The sequence below is a fragment of the Streptomyces sp. 11-1-2 genome (assembly GCF_003595545.1).
Taxonomy (GTDB): Bacteria; Actinomycetota; Actinomycetes; order Streptomycetales; family Streptomycetaceae; genus Streptomyces; species Streptomyces hygroscopicus_B.
Window position 1 is genome coordinate 3,141,080 of sequence record NZ_CP022545.1, and the last position, 24,838, is coordinate 3,165,917.

23 protein-coding genes are annotated in these 24,838 nt (G+C 70.6%); 12 read left to right on the top strand and 11 right to left on the bottom strand.

Features of this window, described 5'->3' with window-relative positions; genetic code table 11:
- The first annotated feature begins 87 nt into the window (after positions 1–87).
- Together CGL27_RS13165 and serB are read left to right on the top strand one after the other, a co-directional pair.
- Complete coding sequence (locus CGL27_RS13165) at positions 88–1,563, top strand: streptophobe family protein (RefSeq protein WP_119986773.1); 1,476 nt, start codon at positions 88–90, stop codon at positions 1,561–1,563.
- A gap of 124 nt (positions 1,564–1,687) precedes the next feature.
- Complete coding sequence (gene serB, locus CGL27_RS13170) at positions 1,688–2,923, top strand: phosphoserine phosphatase SerB (protein WP_119986775.1); 1,236 nt, start codon at positions 1,688–1,690, stop codon at positions 2,921–2,923.
- 154 nt (positions 2,924–3,077) lie between these two features.
- Here the strand turns inward: serB and CGL27_RS13175 are convergent, their stop codons facing one another.
- The 4 genes from CGL27_RS13175 to CGL27_RS13185 all read right to left on the bottom strand — a co-directional run bounded on the left by CGL27_RS13175 (position 3,078) and on the right by CGL27_RS13185 (position 5,655).
- Positions 3,078–3,596 carry a histidine phosphatase family protein gene (locus CGL27_RS13175; protein WP_014059744.1) on the bottom strand — a complete coding sequence of 173 codons (519 nt, stop codon included), beginning with the start codon at positions 3,594–3,596 and terminating at the stop codon, positions 3,078–3,080.
- A 115-nt stretch (positions 3,597–3,711) separates the two neighbouring features.
- The gene (locus CGL27_RS13180; RefSeq protein ID WP_119986777.1) at positions 3,712–3,930 is read right to left on the bottom strand and encodes a hypothetical protein; all 219 of its coding nucleotides are present in this window, start codon (positions 3,928–3,930) and stop codon (positions 3,712–3,714) included.
- 151 nt (positions 3,931–4,081) lie between these two features.
- On the bottom strand, positions 4,082–4,198 hold the full coding sequence (locus tag CGL27_RS53130) for an SGM_5486 family transporter-associated protein (protein ID WP_014059746.1): 117 nt from the start codon (positions 4,196–4,198) through the stop codon (positions 4,082–4,084).
- A gap of 83 nt (positions 4,199–4,281) precedes the next feature.
- Positions 4,282–5,655 (bottom strand): MFS transporter, encoded by a 1,374-nt coding sequence (locus CGL27_RS13185; protein ID WP_240450484.1) that lies wholly within the window; start codon positions 5,653–5,655, stop codon positions 4,282–4,284.
- Between the two features lie 131 nt (positions 5,656–5,786).
- On the opposite strand from CGL27_RS13185, the gene CGL27_RS13190 reads away from it, so the two are divergent.
- A complete protein-coding gene (locus CGL27_RS13190; RefSeq protein ID WP_078640709.1) occupies positions 5,787–6,461 on the top strand; it encodes a FadR/GntR family transcriptional regulator in 675 nt (224 codons plus the stop codon).
- 121 nt (positions 6,462–6,582) lie between these two features.
- On the opposite strand, the gene CGL27_RS13195 is transcribed toward CGL27_RS13190, so the two are convergent.
- The 5 genes from CGL27_RS13195 to CGL27_RS13215 all read right to left on the bottom strand — a co-directional run bounded on the left by CGL27_RS13195 (position 6,583) and on the right by CGL27_RS13215 (position 10,917).
- Complete coding sequence (locus CGL27_RS13195; protein WP_078640710.1) at positions 6,583–6,915, bottom strand: hypothetical protein; 333 nt, start codon at positions 6,913–6,915, stop codon at positions 6,583–6,585.
- Between the two features lie 194 nt (positions 6,916–7,109).
- Positions 7,110–7,880 carry an enoyl-ACP reductase FabI gene (fabI, locus tag CGL27_RS13200; protein ID WP_119986779.1) on the bottom strand — a complete coding sequence of 257 codons (771 nt, stop codon included), beginning with the start codon at positions 7,878–7,880 and terminating at the stop codon, positions 7,110–7,112.
- 5 nt (positions 7,881–7,885) lie between these two features.
- The gene (gene fabG, locus CGL27_RS13205; protein ID WP_119986780.1) at positions 7,886–8,590 is read right to left on the bottom strand and encodes a 3-oxoacyl-[acyl-carrier-protein] reductase; all 705 of its coding nucleotides are present in this window, start codon (positions 8,588–8,590) and stop codon (positions 7,886–7,888) included.
- Positions 8,591–8,891: 301 nt separating this feature from the next.
- Positions 8,892–9,770, bottom strand: coding sequence for an NmrA/HSCARG family protein (locus CGL27_RS13210; protein WP_119986782.1), 879 nt, complete (start codon positions 9,768–9,770; stop codon positions 8,892–8,894).
- A gap of 76 nt (positions 9,771–9,846) precedes the next feature.
- Entirely contained in the window at positions 9,847–10,917 is a 1,071-nt protein-coding gene (locus tag CGL27_RS13215) for an alkene reductase (RefSeq protein ID WP_205587686.1), read from the bottom strand.
- Between the two features lie 283 nt (positions 10,918–11,200).
- Here CGL27_RS13215 and CGL27_RS13220 point away from each other — a divergent pair, with 283 nt between their 5' ends.
- From CGL27_RS13220 to tyrS, 7 genes are all read left to right on the top strand, one after another.
- A complete protein-coding gene (locus tag CGL27_RS13220) occupies positions 11,201–11,734 on the top strand; it encodes a MarR family transcriptional regulator (protein ID WP_119986786.1) in 534 nt (177 codons plus the stop codon).
- A gap of 154 nt (positions 11,735–11,888) precedes the next feature.
- Positions 11,889–12,323 carry an SseB family protein gene (locus CGL27_RS13225; protein ID WP_119986788.1) on the top strand — a complete coding sequence of 145 codons (435 nt, stop codon included), beginning with the start codon at positions 11,889–11,891 and terminating at the stop codon, positions 12,321–12,323.
- Positions 12,310–12,834 carry a hypothetical protein gene (locus CGL27_RS13230; protein WP_119986790.1) on the top strand — a complete coding sequence of 175 codons (525 nt, stop codon included), beginning with the start codon at positions 12,310–12,312 and terminating at the stop codon, positions 12,832–12,834. The genes CGL27_RS13225 and CGL27_RS13230 overlap by 14 nt, the downstream gene beginning before the upstream one ends.
- Entirely contained in the window at positions 12,834–17,324 is a 4,491-nt protein-coding gene (locus CGL27_RS13235) for a putative T7SS-secreted protein (RefSeq protein ID WP_119986792.1), read from the top strand. Before CGL27_RS13230 ends, CGL27_RS13235 begins: the two co-directional genes overlap by 1 nt.
- Before the next feature lie 595 nt (positions 17,325–17,919).
- Entirely contained in the window at positions 17,920–19,458 is a 1,539-nt protein-coding gene (locus CGL27_RS13240; RefSeq protein WP_119986794.1) for a TldD/PmbA family protein, read from the top strand.
- On the top strand, positions 19,455–20,849 hold the full coding sequence (locus CGL27_RS13245) for a metallopeptidase TldD-related protein (RefSeq protein WP_119986796.1): 1,395 nt from the start codon (positions 19,455–19,457) through the stop codon (positions 20,847–20,849). The genes CGL27_RS13240 and CGL27_RS13245 overlap by 4 nt, the downstream gene beginning before the upstream one ends.
- Before the next feature lie 71 nt (positions 20,850–20,920).
- Positions 20,921–22,339, top strand: a complete 1,419-nt coding sequence (gene tyrS, locus CGL27_RS13250; RefSeq protein ID WP_119986798.1) for a tyrosine--tRNA ligase — start codon at positions 20,921–20,923, stop codon at positions 22,337–22,339.
- A gap of 117 nt (positions 22,340–22,456) precedes the next feature.
- On the opposite strand, the gene CGL27_RS13255 is transcribed toward tyrS, so the two are convergent.
- Positions 22,457–22,747 carry a GlsB/YeaQ/YmgE family stress response membrane protein gene (locus CGL27_RS13255; protein WP_119986799.1) on the bottom strand — a complete coding sequence of 97 codons (291 nt, stop codon included), beginning with the start codon at positions 22,745–22,747 and terminating at the stop codon, positions 22,457–22,459.
- 228 nt (positions 22,748–22,975) lie between these two features.
- Here CGL27_RS13255 and CGL27_RS13260 point away from each other — a divergent pair, with 228 nt between their 5' ends.
- Positions 22,976–23,365 (top strand): DUF3099 domain-containing protein, encoded by a 390-nt coding sequence (locus tag CGL27_RS13260; RefSeq protein ID WP_119986801.1) that lies wholly within the window; start codon positions 22,976–22,978, stop codon positions 23,363–23,365.
- A gap of 193 nt (positions 23,366–23,558) precedes the next feature.
- Positions 23,559–23,795 (top strand): hypothetical protein, encoded by a 237-nt coding sequence (locus CGL27_RS13265; protein ID WP_078640719.1) that lies wholly within the window; start codon positions 23,559–23,561, stop codon positions 23,793–23,795.
- A gap of 42 nt (positions 23,796–23,837) precedes the next feature.
- On the opposite strand, the gene moaA is transcribed toward CGL27_RS13265, so the two are convergent.
- The gene (gene moaA / locus CGL27_RS13270; RefSeq protein ID WP_119986803.1) at positions 23,838–24,827 is read right to left on the bottom strand and encodes a GTP 3',8-cyclase MoaA; all 990 of its coding nucleotides are present in this window, start codon (positions 24,825–24,827) and stop codon (positions 23,838–23,840) included.
- Positions 24,828–24,838: the final 11 nt, after the last annotated feature.

A 24,838-nucleotide genomic window follows, 5' to 3' on the forward strand; every position in this document is an offset into this window, starting at 1 on the left:
GAAAGGCCCTCGGAAAGTGGTAAGCACTGACGGATAGTGCGGATCATGGTTAATCCGGGCAACTCGCGACGATCGGGAGTCGGCGATATGAGCGCGAGCGGTGGCGGACGAGTGCCCTGGGGGCCCGCGCTACTCGCCGCGATCGCGACCGTGAGCTGGGCGTTTCTGGCCATGGTGGGGATCGCCGCGCTCGGCCTGCATCTGATCGGCGCCGACCGTGCGGGCGCGCTCGGGCCGATGACCGCCGCGGCGACGGTGCTGGCGGTCGGCGGTTCCGTCACCCCGTCCGGCGATGTGGGCGTCTTCGGGCTGGAGGGCGCCCAGGCCCACGCCGCCATCGATATCGCGCCACTCGGGGTGAGCCTGGTCGGCGCACTGCTGCTGGGGTGGCTGTTCGTACGGTCGTTACGGGCCGCGGGGGCGGTGATCGGCCGGGCCGAACTCGCCGCGCGCGCGGGCCTCGTGGCCGTGCTCTTCCTGTTGCTGCTCGCCGGGCTGACCTGGGTGGGCAACGATACGGTCACGATCGACGGCGCCACGCTCGTCCTGCCTGGCCTCGGCAGACAGCGCACCGAGCACGATCTGCTGAGCCGGCTCCCCGAGCAGCTCGGCGATATCGCGGACATCGGCGCCGGGCTGCTGCCGGACCGGCTGGCCGAGCTCGTCGACGCGAAGGCGTCCGTCGGCTTCACCGTGGCGGCCGGCCGCTCGGTGCTGGGCGGCGCGGTGTGGGTCGTCGCCGTCCTGCTGATCGCGCTGCTGGCCACGCGCCGCACCCCGCTGCCGCCCGGCGGGCAGGCGCTGCACCGTACGGTCCGGCCGGCGGTGTCAGCGCTGTGCGGAGTGCTGGTGCTCGCGGTCGGCGCGGGTCTGGTGGCCGGGATCTACGCGGCGGTCGGGGACGACCATCCGGGGCTGGTGCTCGGGTCGGCGCTGCTCGGCGCCCCCAACGGGGTGTGGATCGGCATACCGCTGGGGCTGTTCATCCCCTGGTACGGCAGGGCGAGCGGTGCGCTGAGGCAGGTGCTGCCCGACCCCGTGGACGATCTGCTCGCCGGGCCGGGCGGGGAGCCGCTCACAGTGGGGCGGCTGGCCGAGCTCGACGGCCGGGTCTGGCTGCTGGTGGTCGCGAGTGTGCTGCTGATGCTCGCCGCCGGGGTGCTCACCGCGGCCCGTACGCCCGTAGCGAGCTGCCGGCCGTTCGCCTTCGCGGGGTGGTGCGCGCTGCGGCTGGGCATGGTGACCGCGCTCGCGCTGCCGCTGCTGGTGTGGCTGACCCGGGTCTCGGCGGGGGCGAGCCTGTCCGTGCTCGGCTTCGACGCCTTCGGGGCGGGGCTCGAGCTGTACGGAAACGCTCCGCTCGCGTGTGCGCTGGGCGCGGGGTGGGGCGCGGCGGCGGGAGCCGCCGGGGCGCTCGCGGCATGGGCCACGGGCGCGGCGGGCCGCCGGGCCGCGGCGCTCGCACGGCGGGACGACGAGGCGGCCGTGGGGCGGCGGGACGACGGGGGCGGGGGCGACGGGCACGGGAGGCCCGAAGGGCACGACGGCGGACGTGGCGCATGAAGCCGCCGATCATGCGAGGGGTGACGCCGCGGCGACCGGGACATGAACGTTCCGCCTCAGGCGGCCGTCCACGGTGCGGGCTGCCGCGCGCACCACGGGAAGGGCCGGATACGGTGGGAAGACCATGAGCACATCGCGGATCCCCCCTGTCACCGCCGTCCCTGACGACGACGATGTCCCCACGCTCCTTGTCAAGATCTTCGGCAAGGACCGCCCCGGTATCACCGCCGGGCTCTGCGACACCCTCGCCGCCTACGGCGTGCACATAGTGGACATAGAGCAGGTCGTCACCCGGGGCCGCATCGTGCTGTGCGTCCTGGTCACGGCCCCGACGGCCGACGGCGCCGAAGGTGATCTGCGGGCCACCGTGCACAGCTGGGCGGAGTCGATGCGGCTCCAGGCCGAGATCATCTCCGGCCGGGGCGACAACCGGCCGCGTGGCACCGGCCGGTCGCATGTCACCGTGCTGGGGAACCCGCTGACCGCCGAGTCGACCGCCGCCATCGCCTCCCGGATCACCGGCACCGGCGGCAACATCGACCGGATCTTCCGGCTGGCGAAGTATCCGGTGACGGCCGTGGAGTTCGAGGTGTCCGGCGCCGAGACGGAGCCGCTGCGCACCGCGCTGGCCATCGAGGCCGCCGACATCGGCGTCGATGTGGCCGTGGTGGCGTCGGGGCTGCAGCGCCGGGCGCAGCGCCTGGTGGTCATGGACGTGGACTCCACCCTGATCCAGGACGAGGTGATCGAGCTCTTCGCCGCGCATGCGGGCTGTGAGGCCGAGGTCGCCGAGGTCACGGCGCGGGCGATGCGCGGTGAGCTGGACTTCGAGCAGTCGCTGCACGCGCGGGTCGCGCTGCTGGCGGGGATCGACGAGTCCGTGGTGGAGAAGGTGCGCGCCGAGGTCCGGCTCACCCCCGGCGCCCGTACGCTGATCCGCACCCTGAAGCGTCTCGGCTATCAGGTGGGCGTGGTCTCCGGTGGCTTTACGCAGGTCACCGACGATCTCAAGGAGCGGCTGGGGCTGGACTTCGCCTCCGCCAACACCCTGGAGGTCGTGGACGGCAAGCTGACCGGCCGGGTGGTCGGCGAGGTGGTGGACCGGGCGGGCAAGGCCCGGCTGCTGCGGCGCTTCGCGGCCGAGGCGGGGGTGCCACTGGTGCAGACCGTCGCGATCGGCGACGGGGCCAACGACCTGGACATGCTGAACGCGGCCGGGCTGGGCGTCGCCTTCAACGCCAAGCCAGTAGTCCGGGAGGCCGCGCACACCGCCGTGAACGTGCCGTTCCTCGACACGGTGCTGTATCTGCTGGGCGTGACCCGCGACGAGGTCGAGGCGGCGGACGCGCACGTGGACTGACCCGAGGGCTCAGACCGAGGGCTCAGACCGAGGGCCCCAGGGCTGACGGGCCCCGGCCCGGAACGCGCACCGGCCCCCGCTCCCCGTACGACGACGGTGGAGCGGGGGCCGGTGCGCTGAGATCACGCCCGGGGGATCACCCGGGAATCGGGCATCACTCGTGGGGCGCCCAGAAGCCGGCGAGGCGCCCGCAGCCGATCTCGACCGACTTCCACGAGCCGCTGAAGGTCACGACGGCGAACGCGGAGGTGGGGAAGGCACCACGCTCCATACGCTCCCTGGCGCCCTCGTCGGCCTCGCCCGCCAGCGCGTCGGCGAGGCCGTGCATCCCGGGGTTGTGGCCGACGACCAGCAGATCGGTGACGTCGTCCGCGGTCTCATTGATCACCTCGATGAGCTGACCGACCGGGGCGTCGTACAGCCGCTCCTCGTAGACGGTCTTGGGGCGGTGCGGCAGCTCGTGGACCACCAGCTTCCAGGTCTCACGGGTGCGCAGCGCGGTGGAGCAGAGGGTGAGTTCGGGGGTGAGACCGGCCTCCGCGATCCGGCGCCCGGCGAGCGGGGCGTCATTGCGGCCGCGCTCCGCGAGCGGGCGCTCATGGTCGGCCACCTGGGGCCAGTCGGCCTTGGCGTGTCGAAGGAGGACAATCCTGCGGGGCACATCGACGCTCATGCGTCCCAGCTTCGCATGAATCGGTGCACGAGGCGCAGGGTGTTGGAACGACCTCGTCAAACGTGAGCACACCCGCGATACGGCGGACACGGCTGATCACCACCGCCTACGGTGGTCACGGTGCCGCGTCCCCGAAGGTCCGGTGCACCAACTCCACGACCCGCGAGACCGGTCCGGAGACGCCGCTCTCGGCATGGGCGTCGGTGGGCCCGGTGAGCAGGAGCAGCAGCGCCGCGAAGGCCACGGTCGGGAGAACGACGGCCCACCACGGCAGCCGGACGTCCATGCCGCTGTCCACCGGGTGTGCGGGCCGGGTACGTGTGCGGGCGGACATGGGATCGCCTCCGGGTCGCCGAACGTGTCGATGGTTCGACGGTACGGAGCGGGCGGGGCGGCTCCCATCCGGTGAGCCACCCACTTACCCCTGAGCCCAGCCCCCTAGGGGATGGTGGGGCCGGCCCCACCATCCGGTCCCCCGCCCCGGGTCAGGGCGAGGCGAGGGTGGCGATCACGCCGACGACCACGGTGATGCCCAGCATCACGCCGAGGATGATGAGGAGCTTCTTCTGGCCGTCCGGGGGGTTCTCATCGAGCACTGGCATGGCACCAGTCTCCCATCCCCCGTACGCGACACCGATCAGCCCCCGTGCCCGACACGGATCAGCCCCCGTACGCTCAACCTCGATCAGCCCTCGTCCTCAAGAGTGCGGTCGCGTCCGGCCAGTACGCCCGCGATGATCTGCGGCACCATGAACCCGGCCATCAGCGCGATGGGCTGTCCCCAGCCGCCGCTGTGCTGGTAGAGCACGCCGACCAGCAGCGGGCCCGGGATGGACAGCAGATAGCCGACGGACTGCGCGAAGGCCGACAGCCGGACCACGCCCGCGTGGGTCCTCGTCCGCATGCCGATCATGGTGAGGGCGAGCGGGAAGGCGCAGTTGGCGATGCCGAGCAGCAGGGCCCAGGCCCAGGCGCCGCCGGCCGGGGCCAGCCACAGCCCGGCGTAGCCGGTGAGGCCGAAGACTCCGAGGATGACGACCAGGACGCCCTGGTGCCGCAGCCGGGCGGCGATCCGCGGCAGGACGAAGGCGAGCGGCACGCCCATCGCCATCATCACGGCCAGCAGCAATCCGGAGGTGGAGGCGGAGACCCCCGCGTCCCGGAAGATCTGCGGCATCCAGCCCATGGAGATGTACGCGGCGGTGGCCTGGAAGCCGAAGAAGACGGCCATCGCCCAGGCGAGGGGGCTGCGGGTGATGCGGATCGCGGGCCCGTCGGCCGGGGCGGCGGTCTCGGCCGCGGCGACGCTCTCGGCCGGGGCCGACGCGTCCGCGTCCGTACGGCCCGCCTCCTTACCGCCCGCCTCGGTACGAGTCGCCTCGGCGCCGTCCGCCCGCGAACCGCTCGTACGGTCGCGGGCGAGGAACAGCCACGCCACCAGCGCCACCGCGGCGAGCAGCGCCCACACCCCGAGCCCGGTCCGCCAGGAGCCGCCCAGCGCGTCGGTCATCGGCACGGTGACCGCCGCGGAGGCGGCCGTGCCCAGCGACAGACCCATCGAGTACAGCCCGGTCATCGAGCCGACCCGATCCGGGAACCAGCGCTTGACGATCACCGGCATCAGGACGTTGCTCACCGCGATCCCGGCCAGGGCGAGCGCGCTGGCCGCCAGGAAGGCCACGGTCCCGCCGGCCAGGGGACGCAGCAGCAGACCGGCGGCGATGGCGGCGAGCCCGGCGCAGACGACGGCCACCGGCCCCCAGCGCCGGGCCAGCCGGGGTGCGGTGAACCCGAAGAGCGCGAAACACGCCGCGGGCACGGAGGTGAGCACTCCGGCGACGGTGCCGCTCATCCCGAGGTCGGCGCGGACCTCTTCGAGCAGCGGACCGAGGCTGGTGACGGCGGGGCGGAGATTGAGCGCGGCGAGAATGAGCCCTGCCGCCATGACGCGGCCTCGCCAGGGTGAGGCGGCGCGGCGCGGTGCTCCCGGTTCCGCCGGGCGGGGCGCGGAGTCGGCGGTGTCGAGCGTCGCGAGATCGTCAGACGGGGGCGTGTGCATGCCGACCATCATAGAATGATGGGATGAATACCCGTCCAGTGGTGAGCAACCGCCCGGTAACAGCCTGACGGCATCATGGAAGGGCCCGTTCGCTCACCTCGGGCCACATCCGCCCCACGCACAGGAGAGTCATGCCGCTGACCTCGCCCCGGCGCTCCGCCCTCGCCGACCAGGTGATCGCCCAGCTGCGCGCCCAGATCACCTCGGGCGAATGGCCGGTGGGCTCGCGGATCCCCACCGAGCCCGAGCTGGTCGAGCAACTGGGGGTCGCGCGCAACACCGTGCGGGAGGCCGTACGCGCCCTCGCGCACAACGGGCTGCTGGACATCCGCCAGGGCTCGGGCACCTATGTGCTGGCGACCAGCGAACTGGCCGGGGTGATGCACCGCCGCTTCGCCGCCGCCGACCCCCGTCACGTGGCCGAGCTGCGCAGCGCCCTGGAGACCAAAGCCGCCCAGCTCGCCGCGGAGCGCCGCACCGAACAGGACCTCAAGCAACTGGACGCACAACTGGACCGGCGCGAGCTGGCCTGGGAGGCGGGCGACCCGGACGCGTTCGTCGAGGCGGACGCCACCTTGCACATGGCGGTCGTCGCCGCGTCGCACAACGATGTGCTGGCGGAGCTGTACGCGGATCTGGGCGCGGTCGTACGGGACTTCCTGCGCGCGGACGTGGGCAGCGGGATGGGCCCGGACACGTATGTGGACCACGGACGGCTGGTGGAGGCGATCCGGGAGGGGGACGGGGAGCGGGCGGCGGCCGAGGCCAGCACCCACCCGTTCGGCTGCCGTTTCCGCGCGCGCTGAGCGACCGACGAGCGCTGAGCGACCGGCGGGCACTGAGCGATCCGCGGGCACTGAGCGACCGACGAGCGTTGAGCGACCGGCGGCCGACCGAACGCAGGCGGCAGCCTTCGGGCGCGTGGGTTCAGCGCTCGGCGTGGTGGCTCACCCAGGCTTTCCGTATCTCCTTCCAGCAGCGCTCGGCGAGGTCCACGCGCTGGGCCGGGCCGACCTCCACCGGGTGGGCGTCCATGTCCGGGTCCCACCAGCGGGCGCATTCGACATGCAGTTGCACCCGGTCCACGCGGGGGTTGGGGTTGAAGCAACTGGCCGTGGCGTGCGAGCCGCGGACCGAGGTGCTGCAGGCGGCCTCGCGCTTCCGGGGCCGTTCCTGCGCGGCGGACCTGGAGGCGGCGATGACCAGACCCACCGTGGCGACGAGCAGCAGCGCGGCCGCGACACGGCGGGTCGTACGCATGCGGGACCTCCTCGGCCGTGCCGCTGGCGCTCCGGTGAGTCGGTTCGTCGTATGGCTCCACAGTGCGCGTGCCCACCACCCGGACGCGCGTCCTGCTCCCCCGAACGGGTGAACGCACACGCGGAACGGCCGCCGCCCCGGACCCCCGGTTCGCGGGGGCGGGACGGCGGCCGTCGCGCGGAAACGCCGTGGGCTCAGGCACCCATCATGTGCACACCGCCGTCGACATGCACGATCTCGCCCGTGGTGCGCGGGAACCAGTCGGACAGCAGGGCGACGACGCCGCGGCCGGCCGGCTCCGGGTCGGTCAGGTCCCAGCCGATCGGGGCCCGGTGGTTCCAGACGTCCGCGAGCTCCTCGAAGCCGGGGATGGACTTCGCGGCCATGGACTTGATCGGCCCGGCGGAGACCAGGTTGCAGCGCACGTTCTTCTCACCGAGGTCGCGGGCGAGGTAGCGGCTGGTGGACTCCAGCGCGGCCTTGGCCACACCCATCCAGTCGTACTTCGGCCAGGCGAACTGGGCGTCGAAGGTCAGGCCGACGATCGAGCCGCCGCGCGGCATCATCGGCAGGCACGCCATGGTGAGCGCCTTGAGGGAGTAGGCCGAGACGTGCACGGCCGTGCCGACGTCCTCCCAGCTGCCCTCGAGGAAGTTGAACGCGCCCTGCGGGCCGAAGGCGATGGAGTGCACCACACCGTCGAGGTCGACACCCTCGCCCAGGTGCTCGCGCACCTTGTCGGCCAGGCCGTCGAGCTGCTCCTGGTTCTGCACGTCCAGCTCGATGACCGGGGCGGGCTTGGGCAGCCGCTTGGCGATCCGCTCGACGAGGGAGACCCGGCCGAAGCCGGTCAGGATGACCTCGGCGCCCTCCTCCTGGGCCAGCCTGGCGGCGTGGAAGGCGATGGACGCCTCGGTGATGACGCCCGTGACCAGGATGCGCTTGCCAGCGAGAATTCCACTCATGACGTTCAGTGACCCATGCCCAATCCGCCGTCGACAGGGATGACGGCTCCAGTGATGTACGCGGCCTCGTCGGAGGCCAGGAAGCGGACCGAGGCGGCGATCTCCTCGGGCTGCGCGTAACGCGCGAGCGGTACCTGCTTCACGATGTTCTCGCGCTGGTCGTCGTTGAGCGCGCGCGTCATGTCCGTGTCGACGAAACCGGGCGCGACCACATTGACTGTGATGTTGCGCGAGCCCAGCTCACGGGCGAGGGAGCGGGCGAAGCCCACCAGGCCCGCCTTGGAGGCGGCATAGTTCGCCTGACCGGCCGAACCCATCAGCCCGACGACCGACGAGATCAGCACCACGCGCCCCTTACGGGCCCGCAGCATCCCCCGGTTGGCCCGCTTGACCACGCGGAACGTGCCGGTGAGGTTGGTCTCGAGGACAGTGGCGAAGTCCTCCTCGGACATCCGCATCAGCAGCTGGTCGCGGGTGACCCCGGCGTTGGCCACCAGGACCTCGACCGCGCCGTGCTTCTCCTCGATCTCCTTGTACGCCTGCTCGACCTGCTCCGGCTCGGTGATGTCGCACTTGAGCGCGAGGAAGCCGGCCGGCGGCTCGCCGGACCGGTAGGTGATGGCGACCTTGTCGCCAGCATCGGCGAAGGCACGGGCGATGGCGAGGCCGATGCCGCGGTTGCCTCCGGTGACGAGAACCGAGCGGCTCAAGGGACCACCTTCTCTTGTCGATCTCTGTCGACGGCTGTCGATATCTGTCGGTGTCTGTCGGCGTGCGTCGGTGTCCGTCGGCGTCTGTCGATGTGACGTGCCGGGACGATTCACGGCGCGCGCCGACTCCTACCCCCGCAAACTATCGGTCCAAGGCCCCCGAGGAGGAATCGGGCGCCCACAGGGGCGTGTGTCCCTCCCTGTCGACTTCCTACAGAAACCCCGTGGCCGCGGGGCCCTCGGGGCGCGTCACGCCCGGACCGGCCGCCCCGGGTCCGCCGGGGTGGCCGGAGCCCTGGGGCTACTGGGCGGCGGGGGCGGTCCATGACCGGCGGGCCCAGGTCTCCAGGGTGGTCAGCTCGGGGTGCCGAGCGCGCAGGGCGGGGATGTCCGCCCGGTAGCCGTGGTCGTTGAACCAGGCGAACATGGTGCCCATCTCGGAGCTGGCCTGCCGCAACCGATCGAGATCCTGCTCCTCGAAGCGGGTGGGAATGCCCGAGACCTTCTCGAACACCTCGGCCAGCTGCGGACCCGTGAGCTCCTCGGAGGCCAGCTCGAGCCGGCCGCCGATGTACTCCTCGGGGTTGTCGAAGGCGTCGGCGGCGAACAGGCCGATGTCCTCGGGGGCGATCATCTGCAGCGCCGTCCCGGGCTTCAGAGCCAGGCTGACCACGAGCCCGTCCGCGTCGCGGACGGGGCCCATGAAGGCGAAATTGTTGATGAAGTAGGTCGGGCGCAGCATGGTCGCGGGCAGCCCGAGGCCGACGATGTGCTTCTCGATACGGGCCTTGCTGTCGAAGTGCGGCACTCCGGAGTCGCGCTCGGCGCCGCCGACCGAGCCGTAGACGAGGTGTTCCACCTCGGCCCGTGCCGCGGCCTCGGCGACCGCGCGGCCCTGCCGCTCCTCGGCCTCGATCCCGCCGGGACCCATGAAGGTCTGCACGCTGTAGACCCCGTACACACCGCTCAACGCGGCGTCCAGCGAACGCGGGTCGTCGAGGTCGCCCGAGACGACCTCGGCGCCCGCCGCGGCCAGCTCCTGTGCCTTCGCCGAGTGCGGGTCGCGGGTCAGCCCGCGCACCGGGTGGCCCCGGCGGAGCAGCTCGCGGGCGACGGAGCCGCCCTGGTTGCCGGTCGCGCCCAGGACCAGAATGGTCCGCTTGTCGTGGTGGGTGGTCATGTTCGCTCTCTCTTTCGCGGTTCAGCTGATCGCGTTCGGTCAGGTATGCGGATCGGATGCGGACTGGGGTCGCGGCTCAGCCGAGGGCGGGGTAGTCGGTGTAGCCGCGGTGGTCGCCGCCGAAGTAGGTGGCGCGTTCGGGGGTGTTGAACGGGCCGTCGGCGGCGAGGCGGGCCGGAAGGTCGGGGTTGGCCAGGAACAGCGCGCCGAAGGCGAGCAGGTCCGCCGTACCGTCCGCCACCAGCGTCAGCTCGCCCGGTCCGGTCGGATCGTCGCCGGTAGACGGGTTGAGGACGAGGGTGCCGGGCCACTCCTTGCGCAGCCGTACGGTCAGGTCGCGTACGCCCGGGGCCTCCATCTGGTGCAGATAGGCCAGGCCCAGCGGGGCCAGCCGGGCCACCAGGGCGCCGTAGGTCTCCTGGAGGTCGTCCTCGGCGATGTCGTTGACGGGGTTCCCGGGCGAGATGCGGAAGCCGACCTTCTCACCGCCGATGGCCCCGGCCACCGCGGCCGCCACCTCGGCGCCGAAGCGGATGCGGCCGTCGACCGAGCCGCCCCAGGCGTCGGTGCGCCGGTTGGCGTTGGGGGCGAGGAACTGGTGGACCAGGTAGCCGTTCGCCCCATGGATCTCCACGCCGTCGAACCCGGCCGCGATCGCGTTGCGCGCCGCGGCCGCGAAGTCGTCGATGGTCTGCGCGATCTCGGCCTCGGTCAGCGCCTTGGGGGTGACGAAGTCCTTGGGGCCGTCGTGGGTGAACACCTTCCCCCGCGGCGTCACGGCCGAGGGGCCGACCGGCACCAGGCCGTCCGGCAGCAGGCTGGGGTGGCCGATCCGGCCGGCGTGCATGAGCTGCGCGAAGATCACCCCGCCCGCGCGGTGCACGGCGTCGGTCACCTTCCGCCAGGCCGCGATCTGCTCGGCGGAGTGCAGGCCCGGGGTGTCGGGGTAGCCCTGTCCGATCACCGAGGGCTGGATCCCCTCGGTGACGATCAGCCCGGCACTCGCCCGCTGTGCGTAGTAGGTCGCGGTCAGATCGGTCGGGCTCGTGCCCGGGCCGTAGGCGCGGCTGCGGGTCATCGGGGACATCACGATGCGGTTGGCCAGGCGGGTGCCGCCCAGGTCGTACGAGTCGAATGCCGTCGTCATGATCACTTTCCTAGTTCGACGTGGAGGCCGCCGTGAGGTGCGGCGCGCCGCTGTCCTGGTGTCCATCACACCATTGACTGTCCGAACAAGTAAATCGCGGTGACGCATTCCCGATCGATCGTGAGCCACATCACTACCGAGCGATCCGGCCAGGCAGCAGACCATACGCACGGTACGACCGGAGCGCGCATCACAGCGCTCGGCGTATTGCTGTCCGAGCAGCAATACACCGAGCGAGACAGTAGGATCAAGGTGACCAAGCAGCAGGAAAGGCGAGTAAGAGATGACGCAGTCCACGCCGGAGGCCGGGAACAGCACCGTGGGGACGGGACAGGAGGCCACCGTCCCGATGCCGGGCGCCGCCAGAGGCGGGCCGGTCAGCCATGCGATCTTTCGCCTGGCCCGCCTGCACCGCATGTTCGCGGGACAGCTACTGCGCCGCATCGGCCTGCACCCGGGCCAGGAACTGGTGATGATGCATCTGTGGGAACTCGGCCCCCAGCGCCAGGCCGACCTGGTGCGGCTGATGGACTCCGACGCCGCCACCATGACCCGCACCGTCCGGCGCCTGGAACAGGCCGGCTTCGTCCGCCGCCGGCCCTCCCCCACCGACAAGCGCGCCTCGCTCATCGAACCCACAGCGGCCAGCCACGCGCTGCGCCGTGAGGTGGAGCGGGTCTGGAGTCAGCTCGAGGAGATCTCGACGGCGGGCCTCTCGGACGACGAAAGCGCCGCGGCCCTGCGCACCCTGGAGCACCTGGAGCAGAACCTCGTACGTGCCACCGCCGAACACACGGGCGCGGAAACGGCGGACTAGCGCTCAGCGGACGGAATCCATCGACGTCCTGGAACGCACGGGTCGGCGACTGCGAGGAGCGGCGCGTCGATTACGGAAGGTGTCGGTCACCCGTGCGAAGATGACCCTCATGTTTGAGGGAGGGGACGGTAGGCCGCCTGGTCAGGGCGGCAGAATGACGCTGGCAGAGCTCGTCCGCCAGGAGACCGCCGCGCGGATGACGGAGCGCGAGAAGTGGGCTGCGCTGCGGACGGCGCGGCTGTACTTCCAGCGCCCGGAGCACCCGGGCTTCCTGATCTCGGAGACCGCCGAAGGCGGCCCGCTGGTCCCGGTCTTCACCTCGCTCGAAGGGCTCGCGCTCTTCGCGGGGGCGTGCGGCTGGGCGTCCACGACGGTCGAGGACCTGGTGGACCTGCTGCCCGAGGGCGTACGGGCGTTGGTGGATCCGCTGGGTGAGCGCCCCTTCCTGCTGGACGCGCGGACGCTGCGCGACGCGGAGGACCAGGAAGCGGACGCCCGGGAAGCCGGGGACCAGGAGGCCGACGCCCGGGAAGCCGGGGACCAGGAAGCGGAAAGCCACGGCGAGGGGGCTGACGGTGGCGGATCCTGACGCGCGGAATGTGAACCGCGCCCCCAGCGAGGGCGGCGAGCACGGCAAATACGGCGGAAACGAAGGCGCCGACGGCTACAAGATCGAGATCGCCTCCGTAAGGGGCCTGATCGCCCCGCTGGAGGAGTCGGTCGTCGGGGCCCGCGCCGTGAAGAACGGCCAGGAGAAGCTGACGGGCTACCTCCAGCACTGCGGCGCGCCCGAACTCCTGGAATCCGGCAAGGGATTCCTCCAGGAGTGGGGCTTCGGCATGGGGGAACTGGCCGACCACGCGGATGCGGTCGTGGAGCGGCTGTATGAGGCGGTGGCCGGGTACATGCTGGCGGATCTGCTGCGGGTGAAGGGCTTCTGGCCCTCGGACGAGAACATGGCCAAGCTCCCCTCGGGGGGCGCGGCGAGCAAGTGGTCCTGGGAGCACGTGGGCGCGCCCGAGATGGAGAAGCGCCCGGAGGAGACGGGGTTGTCGAAGTTCTCGCGCAAGCTGCTGAGTGAATACCAGGACGAATCCTGATGGGCGATCCGGACGCGGGGCGGGCCCCGCAGATTCGGATACCGGTGGACGCCAAGCCCAAGGACCTGATCCCCGGCAATCCGGACGACATCGACGACCTGGTGCTGGAGCTGCGCGCGTACGCGGGCGCCTTCCAGGACGGCAGGGACAAGCTCAGGCCGCTGGAGCTGGCGGACTGGTCGGGCAAGGGCGCGAGCGAGTTCCGTAAGTCGGTCGACCGGCTGCCGAAGGAACTGACCTCGGGCCACGACCAGTTCACCCATGCGGCGAGCGCGCTGGCGGCGTACGCGACCAAGCTGCGGTCGGTGCAGAAGCGCTGTGAGCCGATCATCGAGGACGCGGACGCGGCACGGGCGGCGTCCAAGGCGCACAACACGAAGGTCGAGACGTACAACGACGCGGTGAAGCGCGGCGACGAGCAGTTGCCGGACCGGCCTTCGGAGACCGATCCCGGCATCGCCGCGATGGAGTCGTGCGTCGGTCGGCTGGACAAGCTGATCGAGGAGTTGCGGCTGGTCGTCGACGCGTCGAAGAAGAAGATCGACAAGGCGGCGGAGAAGGCCCCCGACAAGCCGAGCAATTGGCAGAAGGTCGGGGACAGCTTCAAGGACGGGCTGTGGAAGGTCCACCACGGCATCCTGAGCCTGGGCGAGATCCCGGCCTCGATCGCCAAGGGCGACGGCAAGGGCCTGGCGATGCAGCTGGCCGGCATGGCGGACGGCGCGGCGTACGCGGCCCAGCACCCCAAGGAGTTCGCCAAGGCGGTCACGAACTGGGACCTGTGGTCCAAGGACCCGCTGCGCGCGGCGGGCGAGATCACCCCGTCGCTGCTGCTGGCCCTGGCCACGGGCGGCGCGAGCGCGCTGCGCAAGGAGCTCCGGACGGGCCAGAACGCCGCGCAGCGGCTGGCGCTCCGTAAGAGGCTCCTGGGCCGGGACGGCGAGGCGTCCGGCCGGGCGGACAGCGAGGGCACGCACGACCGGCATACGCACGACAGGGACTGCGAGGACGACCCGGTCGACGTCGCCACCGGCGAGATGGTCATGCCGGCCACGGACGTGTCCCTGCCCGGAGCGCTCCCCCTGATCCTGGAGCGCACCTTCGTCTCCGGGCACACCTGCGGTGGGTGGTTCGGCCGCACCTGGGCGGCCACGCTCGACCAGCGGCTGGAGCTGGACGCGGACGGGATCGTGTTCGTCACGGCCGACGGCATGGTGCTGCGCTACGGGGTGCCGACGCCCGGGGAGGACACATATCCGGCGCGGGGCCCGCGCTGGCCCCTGCGCTGGGACGGCGCGGCGGGCGGCACGATGCGGATCGAGATCCCCGAGCGGGCCCGCACGCTGCACTTCACCCCGCTGGGCGGCAACGCCAATGAGCTCCCTCTCGAGGTGATCGAGGACCGCAATGGCCGGACCATCACGTTCACCTACGACGAGGACGGCACCCCGCGCGAGGTGGCGCACTCCGGCGGGTATCGCATCGCGATCGACACCGATCCGGAGCTCGCGCGCATCACCGGGCTGCGGCTCCTGGGCGTCGGTGCCGCCGAGGGGGGCACCACGCTGGTCTCCTTCGGCTACAACGGCGCGGGCGACCTGACCGAGGTCTTCAACTCCGCCGACGAACCGATGCGGTTCACCTACGACGACCAGCACCGCGTCACCTCATGGACCGACCGCAACGGCACCAGCTTCGGATACGTCTACGACCACCGGGGCCGGGTGCTGCGCACCATCGGCTCGGACGACATGATGACCGGCCGCTTCCACTACGACGAGGCGTCCCGCACCACCGTCTACACGGACTCGCTCGGCCACCGCATCACGTACGTCTTCGACGAGGCGTACCGGGCGATAGCCCGCACCGACGCGCTGGGCCACACCACGCACACCGAGTGGGACCCGGGGACGCGCCGCCTGCCGCTGTCGGTGACGGACCCGCTGGGCCACACCACGCGCTACGCGTACGACGGCCCCGGCAACCTGATACGCGTCGACCGCCCGGACGGCACGGCGGCCACGGCCGCGTACGACGGGGATGGCCGGCCGCTGGAGGTGTGCGAACCGGACGGCGCGGTGTGGCGCCACGCCTACGACGACCGGGGCAACCGCATCCGGACGACGGACCCGACGGGCGCGGAGACGCACTACGCGTATGACGAGTCGGGGAACCTGACCTCGGTCGTCGATCCGCTGGGCCACACCACCCGGGTCGTGTGCGACGCGGCGGGCCTCCCGGTCGAGGTCACCGATGCATTGGGCAATACGACGGTCGTCCGCCGTGGCACCCACGGCCGCATCACCCGCGTCACCGATCCCCTGGGCCATGTCACCCGCCAGGGCTGGACCATCGAGGGCAAGCCCGCCTGGCGCACCCGGCCGGACGGCAGCCGCGAGACGTGGACCTGGGACGCCGAGGGCAACCTCACCGAACACACCGACCCGGCGGGCAACACCACCCGCCACACCCACACCCACTTCGACCTCCCGGCGACACGGACGGACCCGGACGGGGCGGAGTACGCCTTCGCCTACGACACCGAGCTGCGCCTGACCCAGGTCACCAACCCTCAGGGCCTGACCTGGACCTATGCCTATGATGGGGCCGGGCGGCTCATCTCCGAAACCGATTTCAACGGGCGCACGCTGTCGTACGAGCACGATGCGGCGGGCCGCATCAGCACCCGTACCAACGGCGCGGGCGAGCGGCTGCACTATCGGCGGGACGTCCTGGGCCGTACGGTCTCCACACGCGGCAGCGACGGCGCCGAGACGACCTTCGGCTATGACGCCGCAGGCCGTCTGGCGGGGGCGACGAACCCGGACACGGAGCTCGCTCGCACCTATGACGCCCTCGGCCGGATCCTGACCGAGTCGGTCAACGGCCACACCACGACCTACGCGTACGACGCGGTGGGCAACCGCACCGAACGCATGACCTCGGCCGGAATCCGCTCCGCATGGACATATGACGCGGCATCGCGTCCGGTATCCCTCACCACGGCGGACAACAGTCTGCGCTTCGGCTACGACGCGGCGGGCCGCGAGACGTCGCGCACCTTCGGCGCCGATGTGACACTCACGCAGGCTTGGGACGACCTGAACCGCATGACGGGCCAGACCGTCAGCGGCCCGGCCAACGCCCTCATCCAGCACCGGGCGTACGGCTACCGCCCGGACGACCATCTCACCGAGATCCGTGAACTGACGTCCGGCACCCGCCGTTTCGACCTCGACCCGGTCGGCCGTGTGACGGCGGTCCACGCGCATGGCTGGACCGAGACCTACGCCTATGACGCGGCGGGCAACCTCACCACAGCCGAGGCTCCCAAGCACCCATCCCCTGGTCCGCGGGAGTTCAGCGGCACCCTTATCCGCGGCGCGGGCGGCGACAGCAACCGCACGACCTACGAGCACGACGCCCAGGGCCGTCTGATCCGCCGCACCCGCCGCCTCCTGAACGGCCAGCGCCACACCTGGACCTACACCTGGAACGCGGAGGACCGCCTCACTCAAGCCATCACCCCGGACGGCGCCCGCTGGCGCTACGCCTACGACCCCTTGGGCCGCCGCACCGCCAAGCACCGCCTCGCGGCGAACGACACGGTCGCCGAGCGGATCGACTTCACCTGGGACGGCACGCGCCTGGCCGAACAGACCACGGCCGACGGTCACACCACGACGTGGGACTACGCCCCCGGCACCCACCGTCCGATATCCCAGACGACGACGTCGAAGCCAGCCGGAACCGGGTACGACACGCGCTTCCACGCGATCGTCACGGACCTGGTGGGTGCGCCCACCGAGCTCATCACCCCCGAGGGCACCCTCGCCTGGCAACACCGCACCAGCCTCTGGGGCACCCCTCTCCCCACCCCGCCGGGAACCTCAGAGGTGGACTGCCCCCTCCGCTTTCCCGGCCAGTACGCAGACCCCGAAACCGGCCTGCACTACAACTTCTTCCGCCACTACGACCCCGAAACGGCGCGCTACACATGCCCCGATCCGTTGGGCCTGCAGCCAGCTCCTAACCCGAGAACTTACGTTCACAATCCAGGTGCACAGACTGACCCACTGGGGCTCGCACCGGATTGCCCGAAAGAAAACAAGAACCATCGGTACCGGAAAGATTCGAGAGGCGTGGAAGAGATATTCGAAAACGGCTTCTCCCCGAAAGGCGACAACATGAGCCTGGAGGAGCACGTCTACGGAATCTCGGGGGTACATACAGCCGAATCGGGATATGTGGCCACCTCGCTAGAAAAATCTCACGCATTCAGTCGCTTCGGGTCAAATAGCGATGGCTATGTGTATATGGTCGACACCATTGACGATGGCATCGACGTAAATAATGCACTACCCGGAAATCCCAGCTCCCACGAAAAGGAGATAGCCTTCCCGAGAAAAATCAACTCCTCTGATATCGTTGGAGCTTGGGATAGATTCCACAATTGGATTCCAAACCCCCACTACAAGGGACCAGAGTGACAACGGTAAGTACACTCGTCGCACAAAGCAGGTCCGGCGCGACGGAGTCTGTTCAGGTAGAACTACTCGGCACACATCCGCACAGAATCGCCTGCACGAGAGAGAGTGGCATCAGGGCGGAATTTGAGGCTGGGAACTTCTTTCGGTGCCTCTCACTCTTCAGGGGAGAGTTGGAGAAGGAAGGACTTCTGCTCTGCTGCCAAGGCGCACGGCTGGACATTACGTTGAGCGGCATGCAAGCACAGATGTCGGACGGGCTGTACGCCTACACGTTCGACCCCAGGAATCGCACTGTGAACCAAACAGAGGTTTACATTCTCGATCCAGCACCCTGCTCAGAGGTAGGCACCGTGGAAGAGCAGCGTCAGGCAATCTACGTTCTCCATGGGTTGCCGGAACCGAAAGACCCGCGCTGACGATTTCGGTCGAGTTCACGGCCCGATGGCCTCATACTACGACTGGCAAGGCGGGGGACCACGTTACAGACGCGAGGCCCGGCATCCGCGGCGAAAGCGGCGCCCTGTGCCGTGCAGCCATGGTTCACTGCCGACGGACACCAACCAACCGGACGTACACCGACGAAGGGGAGTCGCCCGTGGCGCACGAGATTGATCCGTCCTTCCTCGCGCTGCCGCTGAGGGCGCTCGCCGACGCGGCGCTCGCGCGGGCACGCGCGCTCGGGGCCGAGCATGCCGACTTCCGGTTCGAGCGGGTGCGCAGTGCCGCCTGGCGGTTGCGGGATGCCAGGCCGTCCGGGGCCTCGGACACCACCGACCTGGGGTATGCGGTGCGGGTGGTGCACGGTGGGGCGTGGGGGTTTGCGTCGGGGGTGGACCTGAGCATGGACGCCGCCGCCCGCGTCGCCTCGCAGGCGGTGGCGATGGCGAAGCTGTCGGCCAAGGTGATCGAGGCCGCGGGGTCCGATGAGCGGGTGGAGCTCGCGGCGGAGCCGGTGCATGCCGACAGGACCTGGGTTTCGTCGTATGAGGTCAACCCTTTCGAGGTGCCGGACGCCCACAAGACCGGGCTGCTCGCCGAGTGGAGCGCGCGGCTGCTGCGGGCCGACGGGGTCGCGCACGCGGACGCGTCGCTCCTGACCGTCCACGAGAACAAGTTCTACGCGGACACCGCGGGCACCACGACCACCCAGCAGCGCATCCGGCTCCATCCGCAGCTGACCGCCGTCGCGGTGGACCCGGCGAGCGGGGAGTTCGACTCGATGCGCACGCTGGCCCCGCCGGTCGGGCGCGGCTGGGAGTATCTGACCGCGGGGCCCGGGGCGGGCGGCGGCTGGGACTGGGACGGAGAGCTCGCGGAGATCCCGGAGCTGCTCGCGGAGAAGATGCGCGCGCCATCCGTCGAGGCCGGGTCGTACGACCTGGTGGTCGACCCGTCCAATCTGTGGCTGACCATCCACGAGTCGATCGGCCACGCCACCGAGCTGGACCGCGCGCTCGGTTACGAGGCGGCGTACGCGGGCACCTCCTTCGCCACCTTCGATCAGCTCGGGTCGCTGAAGTACGGCTCCCCGGTCATGAACGTGACCGGGGACCGGACGGCCGAGCACGGGCTGGCCACCATCGGGTACGACGACGAGGGGGTGGCGGCGCAGTCCTGGGATCTGGTGAAGGACGGCACGCTCGTCGGGTATCAGCTGGACCGCCGGATCGCCCGGCTGACCGGTTTCGAGCGGTCCAACGGCTGCGCGTTCGCCGATTCGCCGGGCCATGTGCCGGTGCAGCGGATGGCGAACGTATCGCTCCAGCCCGCCCCCGGCGGCCCTTCGACGGAGCAGCTGATCGGGGACGTCGAGAACGGTCTGTATCTGGTCGGCGACCGCTCCTGGTCGATCGATATGCAGCGGTACAACTTCCAGTTCACAGCGCAAAGGGCGTACCGCATCAGGAACGGCGCTCTCGCCGGGCAGGTGCGCGACTTCGCCTACCAGGCCAGCACCACCGACTTCTGGGGTTCGATGACGGCCGTCGGCGGCCCGCAGACGTACGTCCTGGGCGGCGCCTTCAACTGCGGCAAGGCCCAGCCCGGGCAGATCGCGGCCGTCTCGCACGGCTGCCCGTCGGCGCTGTTCCGCGGGGTCAACATCCTCAACACCACCCAGGAGGCGGGACGATGAGCAGCAAGCCGCATGAAATCGTCGAGCGCGCCCTGGAGCTGTCCCGTGCGGACGGCTGTGTGGTGATCGCGAACGAGAGCTCGACGGCCAATCTGCGCTGGGCGGGCAACGCCCTGACGACCAACGGCGTCACCCGTGGCCGCACCCTGACCGTCGTGGCCACCGTGAACGGCGGGCAGGGCACCGCCTCGGGCGTGGTGTCGCGGTCCGCGGTCACCGTCGAGGAGCTGGAGCCGCTGGTCCGGGCCGCCGAGGCGGCCGCGCGGGAGGCGGAGCCGGCCGAGGACGCCCAGCCGCTGGTGGAGCGGGATCCGGGTGCGGCGGTCTCCCCGGGCTTCGCCGACTCCCCCGCCGTGACCTCCTCCGAGGTGTTCGCCGACTTCGCCCCCGCCCTCGGCGAGTCCTTCGCCCGGGCCCGCGCGGGCGGCCGGGAGCTGTACGGATTCGCCCACCATGAGCTGGTCTCCAGCTATCTGGGCAGCTCCACCGGGCTGCGGCTGCGCCATGACCAGCCGACCGGCACGCTGGAGGTCAACGCCAAGTCCCCGGACCGGACGCGTTCGGCCTGGGCCGGGCGGGCCACCCGCGACTTCACCGACGTGGACCCGGCCGCGATCGACGCCGAGCTCGCCCGGCGGCTCGCCTGGGCCGAGCGGAAGGTGGAGCTCCCGGCGGGCCGTTACGAGACGCTGCTGCCCCCGAGCGCGGTGGCCGATCTGCTGATCGACCAGCTCTGGTCCTCCTCGGCGCGGGACGCGACGGAGGGCCGTACGGTCTTCGGCAAGCCGGGCGGTGGCACCCGGGTCGGCGAGAAGCTGTCCGAGCTGCCCCTCACACTGCGCAGCGACCCGGCCGAGCCGGGTCTTGAGGCGGCGCCGTTCGTGATCGCGCACTCGTCCGGGGACGACGCGTCGGTCTTCGACAACGGTCTGCCGCTGTCCGCGACCGACTGGATCCGCGACGGCGTACTCCAGCATCTGATCACCACCCGGCACACGGCCGGGCTCACCGGGCTGCCCCTCGCTCCCCCCGTCGACAACCTGATCGCGGACGCGGGCGGCACCCGCTCGCTGGACGAGATGGTCGCCTCGACCGAGCGTGGGCTGCTGCTGACCTGCCTGTGGTACATCCGCGAGGTCGACCCGGCGACGCTGCTGCTGACCGGGCTGACCAGGGACGGCGTCTATCTCGTGGAGAACGGCGAGGTGGTCGGCGAGGTGAACAATTTCCGGTTCAATGAATCGCCGGTGGATCTGCTCGCCCGCGCCACCGAGGCGGGCCGCACCGAGCGGACGCTGGCGCGGGAGTGGAGCGACTACTTCAACCGCGCCGCGGTGCCCGCGCTGCGCATCCCGGACTTCAATATGAGCTCGGTCAGCAAGGGGGTGTGAACGAGCCGAATAGACTGGTCCACGCCCGATCGATCTGATCCGTATCCGTTTCGTCTATCAACAGGAACGCCATGACACGCCTCGGCGAATCCGTCGCCCGCGCCACCGAGCTCCTCTCCCAGGACCTCTCCTCCGACAAGACCGTCGAGCAACTGCTCGAGGAGACGGGCTCGCGGCGCTATATCGATCTGACGGACCTGTCGCCGACGGAGCAGGCCGAGCTGATCGCGTCCCGTACGGTCGAGATCCTGCCCGGCGTGGCGGAGCTGGCCAAGCGGATCGAGGAGCGCCGCGGCGCGGGCCAGGGCCTGGGCATCAAGCTGGGCATCGACCCGACGGCCGCCGATGTGCATCTGGGCCATGTGGTGCCGATGATCATCCTCAGCCGCTTCCAGCGCATGGGGCATGACGTCACCCTGCTGATCGGCGACTTCACGGCCAAGATCGGCGACCCGTCGGGCCGTACGGCGGAGCGCCCGCCGCTGACCGACGAGGACATCGCCCGGAACCTCGCGGGCTACCAGGACCAGGTCCGGCCCTTCTTCGACTTCGAGAAGGTCAGCTTCCGGCAGAACAGCGAGTGGCTGGCGCCGTACACCTTCCCCGAGCTGCTGGGGCTGCTCTCCCAGGTGCCGGTCTCCCAGCTCCTGCAGCGCGAGGACTTCCGCAACCGGCTGGCCGCCGGCTCGGGGCTCACCATGTCCGAGCTGCTGTACCCGATCGCGCAGGCCCTCGACTCGGTGGCGCTGGAGTGCGATGTGGAGCTGGGCGGCGCGGATCAGCTGCTCAATCTGCAGATGGGTCGCAAGCTGATGGAGCTGCGCGGGCAGCGGCCGCAGCTGGTGGTCACGATGCCGCTGATCGAGGGCACGGACGGCACCGGCGCCAAGATGTCCAAGTCCAAGGGCAACTACGTCGCGCTGTCCGCGACCGCCGACGATGTCTTCGGAAAGATCATGTCGATTCCGGACCGGCTGATGAAGCCGTACCTGGAGGCATGGACCGAATGGACGGACGCGGAGATCGCCGCCGCGACCGCCCGGGTGGAGGACCGGTCGCTGCACCCGATGGATCTGAAGAAGGTCCTGGCGGGTGAGGTCGTGGCGGCGCTGTACGGCATCGAGAAGGCGATGACGGCCCGTGCGGGTTTCGTCGCCCAGTTCTCCAAGAAGAGCTTCACCGACGTCGGGACGCTGCCGGTGGTCGACGCCGGGGAGCACGGCACCGAGGCCATCGCGACCGTGCTGAGCAAGGTGCTGGAGTTCCAGCCCAGCGCCTCGGCCGCCCGCCGGGTCGCCAAGCAGAACGGGCTGCGGCTGGTGATCGAGACCGAGGGCGGCCAGGAGTCGGTGGTGCTGCCCGAGGCCCAGGCGGTGCGCCCGCTGGCCGAGGTGATCGCGGAAACGCTGGCGTCCACCGGGGTGACGGCGGGCTCCGGCACGGTCTACCTCAAGGCCGGGCGGAAGATCGCCCAGGTGCGCGGGGTGTAACCCGCCCACTTCAGCGCTGGACGAAAGCGGCGGCCGGTGCGCGTCCACCACGCGCGCCGACCGCCGCCGTCGTGTCGGCACCCCCGGGCGGCGCGCCTCGTTCCCGGCGACCGCCGCTCAGGTCCGCTCGGCACCGTGTCTGCGTCCGCCGCCGCGGATGGAGTGCCACAGCGGGGTGCCCAGGGCGACGATCAGCACCGCGCCCGCCAACTGGAGCAGATGCCGGATCCAGTCGAAGCCCTCGGTGTACCTGACTCCGATCCAGCCGGCCACCGCATTGCCCAGGATGCTGCCGAGGATGCCGTAGATGCAGGTCAGCCAGAGCGGAATGGCCTGTTTGCCGGGCAGAATCGCCCTGGCGATCACACCCAGGATCAAACCCACGACGATCGCCCATAGCCAGTTCATGTCGCCTCCATGACACGCGCGGCGAAGGGATGCACGGGAGATGCACACCCCCTCCAGTGTTCGGCCACTTCGGGTACGGCGCACGCCGGAGGGCCGGTACGCCTTCTGGCGCACCCCGGACAGCACCCGTCAGGGCGCCCCGGTCTCGAACCGACAGCAGACGCGGCGTAACGTTGAGTACGTCCCAGAGCGGGGGAAGCCCGCTCGGCGATCAGGTGGTGGAACGTGATGCGGAAGCATGGCAATGCGGAAGTCTTCCGGATCACCGGAGCCCGGCAGGGGCTGGCCGATGATATCCGCGGCCGGCAGCGACGCTATGTGATCTCGATGTCGGTGCGGACCCTCGCGGTCGTGCTGGCGGCGGTGTTGTGGAACGTGGAGCGCCATGTGGCCATCGTGGCTCTGGTGCTGGGCGTGGTGCTGCCCTACATCGCGGTGGTAATCGCCAACGCGGGCCGGGAGAACTCCACTTCGCTGCCCACCACCTTCATCCCGACCCCGCCCCGTCCGATGCTGATCGCCGGGCGCGGCGAGGAGCCGACCGATTCCCGTGGGACGGAATCCGTCCCGGAGGACGTCGGACATATCAGCGAGCCTGGACGGGCCGAGCGGGGCTGACCTGCCGCGTTTCAGCAAGCTCAAGAAAACCTCAGATCAATAGTGCAGGACCGGTGCACCGGGCCCCATCCCTCGTGACATACTGCGTACGCGCTCCGCATCCCCCGTCGGAGCGACGGACCGACGCCGGGCGGCTCCCCCCGTGGCTGCCCGGCGTCGTCATGTCCGCCGGGCCTTCCGTAGAGTCTGCGGTGTGAACACCCGCGAGACCTCCGCCGAGACCGATACCGTGATCTGCTCCGCCAAGGGCTGCCGTGCCCCGGCCGTATGGGTGCTGGCCTGGAACAATCCCAAAATTCACACCCCGGAGCGGCGCAAGACCTGGCTGGCCTGCGAGGAGCACCGCGAGTATCTGTCGGAGTTCCTCGGAATGCGGGGCTTCCTCAAGGACGTGGTGACGCTGGCGGAGTGGTCGGCCGCCGACCACTGACCGCGGCCACTCCCCGCCCCTCATCACCGACCCCGCGGACCGTCATCCGCCGATCGCCGACATCGGGCGGTCGGGCTGGAGGAACGTCGGGTCGTCGAGCCCGGATCCGGCCTTCTTGCCCCACATCGCCAGCCGCCACAGCCGGGCGATCTCCTCGTCCGGGGCGCCGGAGCGCAGCGCTCCGCGCAGATCGGACTCCTCGCGCGCGAACAGACAGGTGCGCACCTGTCCGTCGGCGGTCAGCCGGGTGCGGTCGCAGGCGCGGCAGAAGGGCCGGGTGACCGAGGCGATGACGCCGACCCGGGCCGGGCCGCCGTCGACCAGCCAGCGCTCGGCGGGCGCGGAGCCGCGCTTGTCCTCGCCCTCGGCGGTGAGGGTGAAGCGGGTGCGCAGGCTCGTCAGGATGTCCCCGGCGGTGATCATGCCGTCGCGCTTCCAGCCGTGCTGGGCGTCGAGCGGCATCTGCTCGATGAAGCGGAGCTCATAGTCGTTTTCCAGGGCCCAGGCGAGCAGATCGGGCGCCTCGTCGTCGTTGAGCCCGGGCATCAGCACGGTGTTGACCTTCACCGGGGTCAGCCCGGCGGTGCGCGCCGCGTCGAGGCCGCGCAGCACATCGTCATGGCGCTTGCGCCGGGTCAGGGCCTGGAAGACCTCCGGGCGCAGGGTGTCGAGCGAGACATTGACCCGGTCCAGGCCCGCGTCGCGCAGGGCCTGGGCGGTGCGCTGCAGCCCGATGCCGTTGGTGGTGAGCGACATCTGAGGACGCGGGGCGAGGGCCGCGCAGCGCTCCACGATGCCGACCAGACCGGGGCGCAGCAGTGGCTCACCGCCGGTGAAGCGGACCTCGGTGACCCCGAGCTCGGTGACGGCGATCCCGATCAGCCGGACTATCTCGTCGTCGGTGAGCAGGTCCGGTTTGGCGAGCCACTGCAGGCCCTCTTCCGGCATGCAATAGGTGCAGCGGAGATTACAGCGGTCGGTCAGGGAGACCCGCAGGTCGGTGGCTACGCGACCATAGGTGTCGATCAGCATGGTGCGGCCCC